Genomic DNA, 13,741 nt, shown 5'->3' with positions numbered 1-13,741 from the left:
GTCGCCAAGCCGCGGTCGACCGGCGCGTGCCTCATTCGTCGGCAGGAATCCGCAGCACCTGGCCGGGATAGATCTTGTCCGGATGGCTGAGCATCGGCTGATTGGCTTCGAAGATCAGCATGTACTTGTTCGGATTATCGTAGTGCCGCTTGGCGATCTTCGACAGATTGTCACCGGGAACGACGGTGTAGAAAGTGGCTTCCGGCGCACTCTGATCAACCGACAGCATGTCCTTGACCTGGCAGACACCAGCCACGTTGCCGCAGCACAGCAGGATCTTCTCCTTGCTCGCCTGGTCGCCGGCGACACCGAATACGGTCGCCGTTGCGGTCGCACCGTCGAAAGTCACCGTCAACCCGGTTACCGGCAGACCCTGGGTAGCGACGTAGGCCTCGATGGCTTCGCCGGCGGTACGGTTCATCTCCTCCAGATGTGCCTTGGCCGCGTCATCATCGGGCGTGCTGGCCACCGCTTGCGACGCGGCATCGGTTTCTCCGGCACGAAAAAGCTTTTCGCCTGCTTCCTTGACAAAATCCAACAAGCCCATGTCATCTCTCCTTTTTGTCCGACGGTACCGAACGCCGGCACCTGCCGACTCTCCGTACGCGCCTTGAGCCAGTGGCTAGTCTAGCAGCATCGAGCGCCGGCCAACAGAGCCATTCCGAATCCTTCCTCTATTCCTCCCCCGTTGCACGATCAGTCCGCGTTCGGTACCATCATCTCATGATGATGTTCTCGGCGAGCATCGTGTGCCGTAGAATGATTCGGCGTCGCCCGATGGTGGCGGCTGCGCGGCGACTTCGTTTTCCGCCGCCCTGATCCCGACGAGGCAGCGCGAAACCGCGGCGGGAGTTTCGCTAACAATTTCAGTCGCCGTCGTCCCGGGTGTCGACGCGCGGGTGTGGAACGATCCGAAAAGATCGGAGGAGACTGCCTTGAACCTGTTCCGGAAAATTCTGCTTGCGCCGACGGTTGCGATCGTCTTTCTGCTCATCTTCGCCGGCGTCAGCTATCAGTCGGCGAACACGCTGCACCGGGCACTCGCCGATCTGCACAATGTCCGGACAAAGAACCTCCACGTTGCCAGTGATACGAAGGCCGATATCCTCGAATTTCATTCGGGCGTCTATCGCTTGATGACCTGGGCCGGCGCATTCGACGAAAAGCGCGTCGCAGAAGACGCCAAGGCCTTGCTCACCCAGGCCGATCAGTTCGTCGCCGACTTCTCGAAGTGGCTGGAAGAGCCTTCCCTCTCCGACCAGGAAAAGCAGTTGGGCAAGCAGATCGCCGACATGCTTGCCACCTACCGCAAGAGCGCCTCGCAGGCCGTCGATCTGGCGACCATAGATATCAATACCGCGCTGGCGTCGATGCAGAATGCCGACGACAATTTCAAGAAGCTCAGTCAACTGACCGACCAGTTGGTCAAGGTCGAATACGAGCTCGGCCATCAGGCTTTCGATCGTGCTCAAATCGCGTACCGGCGTGCCGTGACGGCAGCGTTGGTCACCTTCCTGCTGGCCATCGTGGCCTCGGTCGGGGTCAGCTTTTTCATGGCGCGCGACATCTCCCGGCGCATCGCCCGGGCAACCGACGCGACGCACCGGATCGCGGCGGGTGACCTGACGACCGACGTCGCCCTCGCCGGCAACGACGAAGTCGGGCAGATGCTCGAGGCCCTACAGCGCATGCAGCAAAGTCTGCGCGCCGTGCTGTCCGACATCGCCGGCAACGCCGGCCGGGTGCGAGAGTCGGCGACTGGCGTATCGACCACCGCCAACCGCATCAGTGAATCACTGCGCGCCGAGAGCGAGGCCGTATCGAGCACCGCGGCGGCAGTCGAACAGTTGACGGTCAGCATCGGTCAGGTGTCGGATAATGCCGGCTCGGCTCGCGACGTCGCCGAGCAGACGGCACGCATCGCCAACGACGGCAAGAAACTGGTCGAGGAGGCAGCAACCGAGATCAACAAGATCGCCGAGAGCGTCGGCACCACTGCGCGCACCATCGAAGGGCTGCAAGCCAGTTCGCAACAGATCAGTCATATCGCCAACGTGATCAAGGAGATTGCCGACCAGACCAACCTGCTGGCACTCAACGCCGCGATCGAAGCGGCACGGGCCGGCGAGCAGGGCCGGGGGTTCGCGGTGGTGGCCGACGAAGTGCGCAAGCTTGCCGAGCGGACCGGCAAGTCTACCGACGAGATCAAACGGACGATAGATGCCGTCCAGACCCAGACGGGGGAAGCCGTCGAGAGAATGAGCGAGACGGGCCGCCAGGTCAACGCCGGTGTCACTTTGGTCGGCAACCTGCAGCGGCCGCTGGAAGAGCTCAGTGAATGCTCCGCCGCCGCGCTGACCCGTCTCACCGACCTTTCCACCGCGGCCCATGAACAGAGCGAAGCGAGTACGCTGATCTCACAAAACGTCGAGCGCATCGCGCAGATGGCCGAATCGAACCACAGTGCCGCCGCCAGCAGCCAGGGTGAAGCACAGGACCTCAATCGCATGGCCGAACCTGCATGCCCTGGTAAACCGCTTCCGGCGCTAGCCAGACAGACGGCTTGACCCACGGAGGGCACAGCAGAGTGACCAGGCACACTTCCTAAACCGAGCACTTCACCCGCAGCACTCATCCACGTTAAAAAGGAGACAACATGAAACTCGCGCACTTCTTCCGCCACTTGGCTTTGTCTTTGTTCATGCTCGCCTCGGTTTCGCTCGCCTTCGCGCAGGAGCGCGGTACGGCCGACGAAGCCAAGGCGATGGCCGAGAACGGCTTGGCGCACATCAAGGCGGTGGGTCCGGACAAGGCGTTCGCCGATTTCTCCGAGAAGGAAGGCAAGTGGCACAACAAGGACTTGTACATCTTCGCCGTCAAATTCGACGGCACCGTAGTTGCCCAGGGAGCGAACAAGGCTCTGATCGGCAAGAACCTGATGGACCTGAAGGATCCGGACGGCAAGTTCTTTATCAAAGAGATGATCGAATTGGGCAAGGCGAAGGGAACTGGTTGGGTCGACTATAGTTACACCGACCCGCAGACCAAGAAGTTCGCTCCAAAATCGAGCTATGTGGCCCGTGTCCCCGGCTACGAGGGTATTCTCGGCGTCGGCATCTACAAGAAGTGATTCCCCCCGGCAGGCGCGAGGCGCCTGCCGGCCAGCGTCCGACGCCCGACAGTTTTGTTTGTCCGGCGCTTCGCTTGCCGCGGCAACCGCACCGGTGGCGAACCTAGGCCGCCTTGGCGCGGAATGCGTCTGGTGCCAAACCGACCGGATCGCCGACAGGCGGTTATAATCGCCACTTCGCAACCCGTAGAAAGATCACGACCATGGGCCTAGACCGCGTGCCCTCCGGCAAGTCGCTCCCCAACGATTTCAACGTCATCATCGAGATTCCAATGCACGCGGATCCGGTGAAGTACGAAGTAGACAAGGACAGCGGCGCGGTCTTTGTCGATCGCTTCATGTCGACGGCGATGCACTATCCCTGCAACTACGGCTACATTCCCCACACCATCGCCGGCGACGGGGACCCGGTTGATGTGCTGGTAGTCACCCAGTTTGCCTTGCCTCCAGGCGTCGTGGTACGTTGCCGGCCGATCGGTCTGCTGGCGATGGAAGACGAAGCCGGACCGGACGGCAAGCTGTTGGCGGTTCCGGTCGATAGCCTGACGCCGATGTATCGCGACCTTGAGACGCCACGCGATTTTCCCCAGGTGATTCTCGATCAGATCGCGCACTTCTTTGCGCACTACAAGGATCTCGAGCGCGGCAAGTTTGTCAAGATTGCCGGCTGGCTGGGCAGCGAGGAAGCCAAGAAGGAAATCATGGACGGTGTGCAGCGCTACGCCGATGCCGCAGACAAGCCGGCTTTCTGAACGAACCGCGCCCCCTGCTGAGCGAGGACCGCGCGAGCGCCCCTCGCGGCGGCGCTTCTCTTCATGGCGCTGAAGATTGCCATCGCCCAGGTCAACGCCACGGTCGGCGATTTCGCCGGTAACGCGGCGCGGCTGGCCGATTTTGCGGCGACCGCTCAGGGCCAGGGTGCCGATCTTCTGTTGACGCCGGAACTGGCCCTTTGCGGTTACCCACCCGAGGACCTGCTGCTGCGTGACGACTTTTGTATCGCTTGCGAGCGAGAGCTCGATCTGCTGGCCAGCCGGGTCAGGGGAATCGCCATGCTGGTCGGCCACCCGGAAAAGCGCGGCGCACGCTGTTACAACGCGGCGACGCTGATCCGCGACGGCCGGCGAGTGGCGACGTATTACAAGCAGCGGCTGCCCAGCTACGAGGTCTTCGACGAGGAGCGCTACTTTGACTCCGGCGAAGGCCCGTGTGTTCTGACCTTGAAGGGCGTGCGCTGCGGGGTAAATATCTGTGCCGACGTGTGGGAAGCCGGTGCGGCCGACTTGGCCCGCGAAGCCGGTGCCCAAGTCCTGCTCGTCCTCAACGCCTCGCCCTACCACATCGGCAAACGGGAGCGCCGCACCGACGTTCTCCGGCAACGCATCGCCAGCACCGGTCTTCCAGTGGTCTATGCCAACCTGGCCGGTGGGCAGGACGAACTGGTCTTCGATGGGGGATCGTTCGCCCTGGACTCACGCGGCACGCTGCGCTACCAGTTGCCGCAGTTTGAGGAAGCGCTGGGAATCATCGATTTGGTCGACAGCGAACCGCAAGCCGGGCCGATCGCCACGCCGCCCTGCCTGGAGGAGGAGGTCTATCAGGCTCTCGTGCTCGGCGTGCGCGACTACCTCGGCAAGAATGGCTTTCCCGGTGCCATCATCGGCCTTTCCGGCGGCATCGATTCGGCACTGACCTTGTGCATCGCCGTCGACGCGCTCGGTGCCGACAAGGTGCGGGCGGTCATGATGCCGTCGCCGTACACGGCTGAACTGAGTCTGGCCGAAGCGCGCGAAATGGTGCGCCTGCTTGGTGTGCGCTACGACGAAATCGCGATCGAACCGGCCATGAAGACCTTCGGCGCGATGCTCGAGAAGCAGTTCGCCGGTCTCCCGGCCGACACCACCGAAGAAAATCTGCAGGCCAGGATTCGCGGCATGCTCCTGATGGCAATCTCGAACAAGACGGGCTCGCTGGTGCTGACGACCGGCAACAAGTCCGAGATGGCGGTCGGCTATTGCACGCTCTACGGCGACATGGCCGGCGGCTTCGCGGTCATCAAGGACATCGCCAAGACTCTTGTCTACCGCTTGGCGCGCTGGCGAAACACGCGCTCCGACGCGATTCCCGAACGGATCATCAGCCGCCCGCCATCGGCCGAACTGAAACCGAATCAGACCGACCAGGACAGTTTGCCCCCCTACGACGTACTCGACGCCATCGTTGAAGCCTACATGGAGAAAGATCTCAGCCCACGCGAAATCATTGGCCGCGGCTATGCCGAAGCCGACGTTCGCCGCGTCGTGCATCTGCTCAAGATCAGCGAATACAAACGGCGACAGGCGCCGGTCGGAATCCGCGTCACACCGCGCGGCTTTGGCAAGGATTGGCGTTATCCAATCACCAATCGCTACCGCGACCTGTACTGATCGCTTGTCGATACCCGATTTCTGATACGATTTCCTTACGATCTTTCCCGGAGCCTAGGCCATGAAAAAAATTGAAGCCATCATCAAACCCTTCAAGCTCGACGAAGTGCGCGAAGCCTTGTCCGAAATTGGCGTCACTGGCCTGACCGTCACCGAAGTCAAAGGTTTTGGCCGCCAGAAAGGTCACACCGAACTCTACCGCGGAGCGGAGTACGTGGTCGATTTCCTGCCCAAGGTCAAGATCGAGATCGTCGTTGCCGACGGCGCGGTAGACGGCGCCATCGACTCGATCGTCAAAGCGGCGCGCACCGGCAAAATCGGTGACGGCAAGATCTTCGTCACCACGGTCGAGCAGGTGGTGCGGATCCGCACCGGCGAGACCGACGAATCGGCGATTTGACCGACGGCGACGCCTCTTTTCGGCGCGCCGAGCGTCCGTCTTGTCGCAAGCCCCTAGGATCAGGACGACACCAGGCGCTCTGCCGGATGACTGTCCGGGCCGTTGAGCCAAACCGATCTCACCCGCCGGCGATGGAGTGCGCCCGCGGCGTCCGCTCTGCTTCGATCTCAGCAGCGCCGGCTGTCGGCCTTCAGCAGCACCCACAGAGCGCCATCACCACCATCGCTGGGCGGTGCGTGACAGAATGCCACGACTTCCTGACAGCGGCTCAGCCAGCCCTTGACCAGTTGGCGCAAGACCGACTCACGTCCCGGCGAACCGTTCCCGCGACCATGCACGATGCGCAGGCAGCGTTTGCCGGCGCCGCGCGACTCGACGAGAAATCGTGTCACCTGCTCGTGCGCCTGCTGGCGGTTCATGCCGTGCAGATCGAGATGATCCTGAATGCTCCAGCGACCGCGGCGCAGGTCGCGCAGCACCGTGCGCGGCAGGCCGGTGCGCAGGAAAGAGTCGGCGCCGCCCAGGTCGAGCCAGTCATCGATCGCCAGCGGCCCGGACAGCAGTTCGCCAATTACCGCTGCGTCGTCGAGTTGGCGCTGACGCGGTTGCGGCCGGGGTTTCGGCGCTTCGAAGCTGACCCGGTCGACGTGACGCAACGGCGTCGTACCCGCCACCGCAGCGTGAAAAGCCGCCAAATCGTCCGGGCTTGGTCGATGTCCCCGCGTCATCGGAGGTCCCTCTCCCTAGGCACATTTCGTTGAGCACCACCTTGTGTCGGCCTGCTCGGCGGCGGCGCCGAGCTTCAGCCGGCGAGGCCCAAGCTGTCGAGGTAGCGCTCGGCGTCGAGCGCCGCCATGCAGCCGCTGCCGGCGGAAGTACAGGCTTGGCGATAGACGTGATCCTGCACGTCGCCGGCCGCGAAAACCCCCGGCCGCGAAGTGGCTGTAGCGTTGCCCTGCCGCCCGCCGTAGGTGATCAGATAGCCGCCTTCCATCTCGAGTTGGCCCGCGAAGAGTTCGGTGTTCGGCTTGTGACCGATGGCGATGAAGACTCCCATCAGCGCAATGTCCTCGGCCTCGCCGCTGAGCTTGTTCCGGATGCGCATGCCGGTGACGCCGGACGCATCACCGAGCACCTCGTCGAGGACACTGTTCCAGCGGATCGTCACCTTGCCCGCCTTCTCTTTGGCGAACAGTTTGTCCTGCAGGATCTTTTCGCTGCGCAGTTTGTCACGTCGATGGACCAGCGTCACATGACTGGCGATATTGGCCAGGTAAAGCGCCTCCTCGACGGCGGTGTTGCCGCCGCCGATCACGGCGACCGCTTGATTACGATAAAAAAAGCCGTCGCAGGTGGCGCACGCTGAAACGCCACGCCCGGCATACGCCTCCTCGGATGGCAGTCCGAGGTACTGGGCCGAGGCGCCGGTGGCGATGATCAGTGCGTCGCAGGTATAGGTGCCCGAATCACCGAATAGCGTGAATGGCTTTTCGGTCAGGCGAGCCGTGTGGATATGATCGAACACGATCTCCGTGGCGAAACGACGCGCATGCTCTTCGAAGCGCTGCATCAGATCGGGACCCTGCACGCCTTGCGCGTCCGCCGGCCAGTTGTCCACGTCGGTGGTGGTCATCAACTGACCGCCCTGCGCGAGACCGGTGATCAGTACGGGCTTCAGGTTCGCACGCGCGGCGTATACGGCGGCGGTATATCCGGCAGGACCGGATCCGAGGATCAGCAAGCGGCAATGGCGAGTATCTGAGGTCATCTTGATTGGCTCGGGTGATGGGTCATGGAAAAATTATAACCGGCAACTTCGGCGCTCCCCGCGGCAAGTTGCTGCCTCGGGTACGTCGAAGACCTGCAAAGTGCCTTATAATCGGCGCGCAAGCCTTTGATAGAAATCATTTCACTTGACGAAAGAATGCCTCATGAACACACAGGTCGAGCTACCCAGAAGAGGACCCAGCCTGACTTTGCTGCACAGCATCCCGATGTTCGCCGGCGTACCGGATTCGCAGCTCGAACAGATCGCGAAGGTCGCCTTTCATCGCCGAGTACCGCGCCAGACGACCATCGTACGCGCAGGCGACAGCACGGACTCCCTTTACGTGCTGATCAGCGGCGGCGCCAAGGTGCTCAACAGCGATGAAGAAGGGCGGGAGGTTATTTTGACCCTGCTTGGCCCGGGCGAGTTCTTTGGTGAAATGGGCTTGATCGATGGCAGCCCCCGCTCGGCCGATGTCGTCGCGACCGAGACCTGCGAACTGTTGGTGATCACCAAGAGCGACTTCAAGCGCTGCCTGGCCGAGAATTTCGATCTCTGCCTGAACATCATGAAGAGCCTTGTCCAGCGCTTGCGCGAAGCGGACCGCAACATCGAAAGCTTGGCCCTGCTCGATGTCTATGGCCGGGTCGCCAAGCTGCTGATCGATTTTTCCGAAGAAGAACGTGGCCAGCGGGTGATCAAGCGCCGCCTGACCAAGCAGGACATCGCCAAGATGATCGGTGCCTCGCGCGAGATGGTTAGCCGGGTGATGAAGGATCTCGAGAACCGAGGCTACTTCCGGGTCGAAGAGGGGCGCATCGTGATCATTGAAAAGCGCCTGCTCGCCGGCGCCGCGCCAGCGCCGGCCGGCCGACCCTAATCCGCAGCGAGCGACTTCACACCAATGGCCTTGCTGAACAAGACTGCCGGCCGAGCCGCCTACGCGTCGAGCGCGCCGAGCCCGTTGCCGGAAAAAATTGCCCGTCTGCTGCTGGAAGCACGCTGGCTTGTCCTGACCGCCGTCGCCGGCTTTCTCGCGCTTGCGCTGTGGGGCTATCATCGCGCCGACCCGGGCTGGTCGCACGCCGTACACACGACGACCCTGCACAACCCGGCCGGTCGCAGCGGCGCCTGGCTGGCCGATCTGATGCTTTACATTTTCGGCCTTTCCGCCTGGTGGTGGACGATCCTGCTGATCGCCTTCGTGTGGTGGGGCTACCGGAATCTGGACGGCCAACGGGGAGGTGATCGACGCCCTCTGTACATCGCCATCGCCGGCTTTGTCGTCCTGCTCGTGGCCAGCAGCGGACTGGAGACGCTGCGCTTCTACACGCTGAAGGCGACGCTGCCGGCGGGTCCGGGAGGCGTCATCGGCACCGAATTGGGCGTCTTCGCCGTGCGCTACCTGGGCTACACCGGCGCCACACTGGCCCTGTTTGCCATGCTCATGCTCGGCTGGAGCATTTTCTCCGGAATGTCGTGGATCACCGCCGCCGAACGCGTCGGTTCGCTCTTCGAAGCAACGATCCGCGGCGTCGGCAAACTCTTCGAGCGCTGGCAGGATCGGCGTATCGGCCGCGAGGTCGCCCGCGAGCGTCAAGCCGTGGTCGAAGAAGAGAAGAAGCGGGGAGAAGCCCACGATCCGACACCACTCGATAAAAGCCGGGCGACGGCCAAGCCGTCGCCGAAGCTCATACGGCCGCCCGAGAGCGTTCGTCATGAACCGGTGCTCAGCGAGCCAGCCAGCCCCATTGCCTCGCCACCGACAGCCAAGGCGCCGGCCGATCCGCCGGCCGCGGCCGACGAACCAGCGCCGCCGGCACCGGCGCCGCTGCCGGCCAAGATCGAAAAGCGGATCGATCGCGAGCGGCAAGCTCCCCTGTTCCCCGAGGCGGTGGCCGGCGGCATGCTGCCGCCGCTCCATCTGCTCGAACCGGCGTCTCCGCACACCGACCAGATCCGACCGGAAACGCTCGAGTTCACCTCGCGTCTGATCGAGCGCAAGCTGGCCGACTTCGGCGTCCAGGTAGCCGTTACCGCAGCCTACCCCGGCCCGGTCATCACGCGCTACGAGATCGAGCCGGCGGTTGGTGTCAAGGGGGCGCAGATTCTCAATCTGGCGAAAGATCTGGCCCGCTCCTTGTCGCTGGTTTCGGTGCGCGTCGTCGAGACAGTTCCGGGCAAGTCGTCGATGGCACTCGAGTTGCCGAACCCGAAGCGGCAAATGGTACGCCTGCTTGAGGTCATTGCCAGCAAGGAATACAGCGACATGGCTTCGCCGCTGACAATGACGCTCGGCAAGGACATTGGCGGCCAGCCGACGGTCGTCGACCTGGCCAAGATGCCTCACCTCCTGGTCGCCGGAACGACCGGTTCCGGCAAATCGGTCGGCATCAATGCGATGATCCTGTCGCTGCTCTACAAGGCGGAACCCGATCAGGTGCGACTGATCCTGGTCGACCCGAAAATGCTCGAACTTTCGATCTACGAAGGCATCCCCCACCTGCTGGCGCCGGTCGTGGTCGACATGAAGCAGGCGGCCAACGCCCTCAACTGGTGCGTCGGCGAGATGGAGAAGCGCTACAAGCTGATGTCGGCCATGGGCGTGCGCAATCTGGTGGGACTCAACCACCGCATTCGGGAGGCTCAAAAAAGCGGCGAAAAAATCCCCAACCCGGTCTCGCTGACTCCCGACACTCCCGAACCTCTGAGCCTCTTGCCCTACATCGTCGTCGTAATCGACGAACTCGCCGATCTGATGATGGTCTCCGGCAAGACGGTCGAACAACTCATCGCTCGCCTCGCGCAGAAAGCCCGTGCCTCGGGAATTCATCTGATCCTGGCGACGCAACGGCCGTCGGTCGATGTGATCACCGGCCTGATCAAGGCCAACATCCCGACGCGAATATCCTTCCAGGTCTCGTCGAAAATCGACTCGCGCACCGTGCTCGACCAAATGGGCGCGGAAACTCTGCTCGGCCAGGGCGATATGCTTTTCCTCGCGCCAGGCACCGGCTACCCGACGCGCGTTCACGGTGCTTTCGTCGCCGACGAGGAAGTCCACCGGGTGGTCGACTACCTGAAGAAAGCGGGCGCCCCGGCCTATGTCGAAGGTGTTCTCGGGGGCGGCACCGAAGACGACGTCGAAAGCGGCGGGGATGGCGGCCTGGACACCGATGGCGAAGCCGATCCAGTTTACGACCAGGCCGTCGAGGTTGTGCTGAAAAACCGGCGTGCTTCGATTTCACTGGTTCAGCGTCATCTGCGCATCGGCTACAACCGCTCGGCACGCCTGATCGAGGCGATGGAAAAGGCCGGCCTGGTCTCGGCGATGGACGCCCGTGGTGGTCGGGAAGTCCTTGCCCGAAAGGATGACGAATGATCTGCCGCACACTGCTCGTCGCCGTCTGCCTGGCGACCGCCCCGGCCGCCGGCGCCGGTGCGATCGACAAGCTGCATCAGTTTTTCGAGTCGACGAGGAGCGTACGAGCCGACTTCGCGCAAAGCGTCGTCGGCCGCAACGGACAAAAACCGCAGCTCGCGAGCGGCGTGATGATGTTCGCCCGGCCGGGAAAGTTTCGCTGGCAGATCGACAAGCCATACGCGCAGTTGCTGGTCGGCGACGGCGAGAAGGTGTGGATCCACGACCCCGACCTTCGCCAGGTGACCGTAAGAAAGGCCGGCGCTGCGCTCGGTGCCACGCCGGCCGCGCTGCTCGCCGGCGACAGTACGATCGAGAAGAACTTCAGCTTGCACGAAGCGGGAGAAAAGAACGGCCTGCAATGGGTGGACGCCATCCCGCGAGCTCCCGACAGCGGTTTCGAACGAGTCAGCCTGGGCTTCGCCGGCAAGGATCTGCAGGCGATGGAACTGTTGGACACCCTTGGTCAAACAACCTCTTTACGGTTTACCCGTCTCGAGCGCAATCCCCGCCTCGACGCCTCATTGTTCCGCTTCACTCCACCGGCCAACACCGACGTGCTTGGCGACTGATCGCCGATGGTTGGCCCGGAGGGCCCGCCGGAAGGCGCAAAAAGGTGTTTGAAATACTTGGGGACATGCCTATAATCTGCACATTTCGTGCATGAATCTGGCCAAGAATGTCAAAAATCACCATCGATCGATACGATCTTGCACTGCTTGATGCGCTGCAGCGCAAGGGCAACGCGACCAACGCGACGCTTGGCGAACAAATTCGTCTTTCGGCGTCGCAGATCAGCCGCCGCATCCAACGCCTCGAGGAAGACGGCGTCATCGCCGGCTACGTGGCGATGCTCGCTCCGTCGGCACTTGGCCTGGGGATCAGCGCCTTTGCCCAGGTCATTCTCGAACGCCACAGCGACACCGCCAGCGAAGCTTTCGAACAGGCGGTCGCCGCCATGCCGGAAGTCATGGATTGCTTCTCGGTCAGCGGCGACGCCGATTACATGCTGCGCCTGGTCGTTCCCGATCTGACGGCGTTTTCCGAGCTGATGATGAAACGGCTGCTGCGGCTCCCCGGGGTCGCCCGCATCAAGACCAGCATCGCCCTGCAAACCGTCAAGCAGACGCACGTCTTGCCGCTCGACCACCTGACGCAGCCGACCCGGTCGAGCAAGCGTATCCGCTATGCCGAAAGCTAGAGCAGCAAGGGCGTGTCGGCCAGTTCGTTCGGATTGTCGCCCGACGCCGGAAAGTGGAGTCGCAAGGCTTCGCTGATCGTCGTCAGAGCGAACAGCGTGCCGCCTTCGTAATCACCGGCCCGAAACGCCTTCTCCATGGCACGGCAGACGCCGTCCCAGAAGTCCTGGCCAAGCTTGGCGTCGACACCACGATCGGCGACGATCTCCACCTTTCGGTCGAGCAACTGCAGATAGATCAGGACGCCGCTGTTCTCGGCGGTGTCCCATACGCGCAACTGCGAAAATAGCTCGATGGCGCGGGCGCGCGCCGGCTCGTCGCGCAACAGAACCGACAAAGGCAACCCACCTTCGATGACGATGCGCAACTCGCCGCAATGCGCCGACTCCGACGCGGCCACCGCCTGCTCGATGCGCTGCCGCAGCCGCGGCGAGAAAACCCGCCTGACCCACCAGTCCGGCAGGACCAGATGACGTAGCAGTCTCCTCAGTCGCATCACCAGTCTCCCGACGCGCCACCGCCGCCAAAGCCACCGCCGCCACCGGAAAAACCTCCCCAGGAACGGCCGCCGCCCGCCCCGCGCCCCGTGCGCCCGCCGCCCCAGGAAGCGCCCCCCGATGACCAGCCGGCGCCCCCCAAGGTACCGAGAAACAGCGAAGCAATGAAAGCGGCGAAGCCGACGACAAGTGCGACCAGGATCGACGAGACCAGCCAGGACGCGATCCCGGCGGCGGCCAGGCCGACCATGGCGGCGGCCAGAAGTCGCCCGAAAATGGCGCGCAGCACGCCACCAAGAACCAACACCAGGATGACTCCGACGATCAGCAGGGTCTCGAAACTATCGTCGCCGGCGGCGCGCGCGGGCGCCGAGCCTACGCTCGGTGCCGGCAGCGCTTCGCCGCTTGCCAGCCTGATCATGGCCTCGACACCGGCATCGATGCCGCCGTAGAAATCGCCCTGCTTGAAGCGCGGGCCTATCGTCTCGCTGATGATCCGCTTCGCGCTGGCGTCGTTGAGCACACCCTCGAGCCCATAGCCCACCTCGATGCGCATTTTCCGATCCTCTTTGGCGACAAGCAGCAGCGCGCCGTCGTCCACCCCTTGACGACCGAGCCGCCACGCCTCGACGACGCGCAGCGCATACTGCTCGATGGTTTCGGGTTTTACCGTCGGAACAATCAGGACAGCGATCTGCACCCCCTTCGCACGCTCCAGAGCGGCCAGTTTGCTTTCCAGGAAGCGAATCTGCTCGCCATTGAGTGTCGCCGTCAGGTCACCAACCCGGGCAAGCGGAGGAACTGCCGGCGACCCATCGTCGCCCGCGGCAAGACCCGCAGATCCCAGAATGGCCAGGCAGCAGAGCCAGGCAGCCAGCCGGGCGAAGAAAGCCCACATCG

14 protein-coding genes are annotated in these 13,741 nt (G+C 63.1%); 9 read left to right on the top strand and 5 right to left on the bottom strand.

The features are described from left to right. Window positions 1-31: 31 nt before the first annotated feature. Window positions 32-547 carry a peptidoglycan-binding protein LysM gene (gene lysM, locus Q1M07_RS12725; RefSeq protein ID WP_300454270.1) on the bottom strand — a complete coding sequence of 172 codons (516 nt, stop codon included), beginning with the start codon at window positions 545-547 and terminating at the stop codon, window positions 32-34. A gap of 388 nt (window positions 548-935) precedes the next feature. Here lysM and Q1M07_RS12720 point away from each other — a divergent pair, with 388 nt between their 5' ends. The 5 genes from Q1M07_RS12720 to Q1M07_RS12700 all read left to right on the top strand — a co-directional run bounded on the left by Q1M07_RS12720 (window position 936) and on the right by Q1M07_RS12700 (window position 5,956). Further along, window positions 936-2,567, top strand: a complete 1,632-nt coding sequence (locus Q1M07_RS12720) for a methyl-accepting chemotaxis protein (protein ID WP_300454269.1) — start codon at window positions 936-938, stop codon at window positions 2,565-2,567. An 89-nt stretch (window positions 2,568-2,656) separates the two neighbouring features. Next, entirely contained in the window at window positions 2,657-3,130 is a 474-nt protein-coding gene (locus Q1M07_RS12715; protein WP_300454268.1) for a cache domain-containing protein, read from the top strand. Between the two features lie 203 nt (window positions 3,131-3,333). Continuing rightward, window positions 3,334-3,882 (top strand): inorganic diphosphatase, encoded by a 549-nt coding sequence (gene ppa / locus Q1M07_RS12710; protein ID WP_300454267.1) that lies wholly within the window; start codon window positions 3,334-3,336, stop codon window positions 3,880-3,882. A 63-nt stretch (window positions 3,883-3,945) separates the two neighbouring features. Continuing rightward, entirely contained in the window at window positions 3,946-5,556 is a 1,611-nt protein-coding gene (locus Q1M07_RS12705) for an NAD+ synthase (protein WP_300454265.1), read from the top strand. 61 nt (window positions 5,557-5,617) lie between these two features. Further along, window positions 5,618-5,956, top strand: coding sequence for a P-II family nitrogen regulator (locus Q1M07_RS12700; RefSeq protein WP_300454264.1), 339 nt, complete (start codon window positions 5,618-5,620; stop codon window positions 5,954-5,956). Between the two features lie 167 nt (window positions 5,957-6,123). Here the strand turns inward: Q1M07_RS12700 and Q1M07_RS12695 are convergent, their stop codons facing one another. Continuing rightward, window positions 6,124-6,684, bottom strand: a complete 561-nt coding sequence (locus Q1M07_RS12695) for a Smr/MutS family protein (RefSeq protein WP_300454263.1) — start codon at window positions 6,682-6,684, stop codon at window positions 6,124-6,126. 74 nt (window positions 6,685-6,758) lie between these two features. Next, window positions 6,759-7,724 carry a thioredoxin-disulfide reductase gene (trxB, locus tag Q1M07_RS12690; RefSeq protein WP_300454262.1) on the bottom strand — a complete coding sequence of 322 codons (966 nt, stop codon included), beginning with the start codon at window positions 7,722-7,724 and terminating at the stop codon, window positions 6,759-6,761. Window positions 7,725-7,887: 163 nt separating this feature from the next. Between trxB and Q1M07_RS12685 the strand changes: the two genes are divergently transcribed. The 4 genes from Q1M07_RS12685 to Q1M07_RS12670 all read left to right on the top strand — a co-directional run bounded on the left by Q1M07_RS12685 (window position 7,888) and on the right by Q1M07_RS12670 (window position 12,346). Beyond that, window positions 7,888-8,604 (top strand): cyclic nucleotide-binding domain-containing protein, encoded by a 717-nt coding sequence (locus Q1M07_RS12685; protein WP_300454261.1) that lies wholly within the window; start codon window positions 7,888-7,890, stop codon window positions 8,602-8,604. Window positions 8,605-8,628: 24 nt separating this feature from the next. Beyond that, a complete protein-coding gene (locus Q1M07_RS12680) occupies window positions 8,629-11,106 on the top strand; it encodes a DNA translocase FtsK (protein WP_300454260.1) in 2,478 nt (825 codons plus the stop codon). After that, window positions 11,103-11,717 carry an outer membrane lipoprotein chaperone LolA gene (lolA, locus tag Q1M07_RS12675; protein WP_300454259.1) on the top strand — a complete coding sequence of 205 codons (615 nt, stop codon included), beginning with the start codon at window positions 11,103-11,105 and terminating at the stop codon, window positions 11,715-11,717. Before Q1M07_RS12680 ends, lolA begins: the two co-directional genes overlap by 4 nt. Window positions 11,718-11,824: 107 nt before the next feature. After that, complete coding sequence (locus tag Q1M07_RS12670; RefSeq protein WP_300454258.1) at window positions 11,825-12,346, top strand: Lrp/AsnC family transcriptional regulator; 522 nt, start codon at window positions 11,825-11,827, stop codon at window positions 12,344-12,346. On the opposite strand, the gene Q1M07_RS12665 is transcribed toward Q1M07_RS12670, so the two are convergent. Then, window positions 12,343-12,840, bottom strand: a complete 498-nt coding sequence (locus Q1M07_RS12665) for a TPM domain-containing protein (protein WP_300454257.1) — start codon at window positions 12,838-12,840, stop codon at window positions 12,343-12,345. The two genes, Q1M07_RS12670 and Q1M07_RS12665, sit on opposite strands and share 4 nt — an antisense overlap. Beyond that, window positions 12,840-13,739 carry a TPM domain-containing protein gene (locus Q1M07_RS12660; protein ID WP_300454256.1) on the bottom strand — a complete coding sequence of 300 codons (900 nt, stop codon included), beginning with the start codon at window positions 13,737-13,739 and terminating at the stop codon, window positions 12,840-12,842. The genes Q1M07_RS12665 and Q1M07_RS12660 overlap by 1 nt, the downstream gene beginning before the upstream one ends. Window positions 13,740-13,741: the final 2 nt, after the last annotated feature.

It is taken from the genome of Accumulibacter sp., from assembly GCF_029255285.1.
Lineage (GTDB): Bacteria > Pseudomonadota > Gammaproteobacteria > Burkholderiales > Rhodocyclaceae > Accumulibacter.
This window is presented reverse-complemented; position numbering and strand designations above follow the sequence as displayed.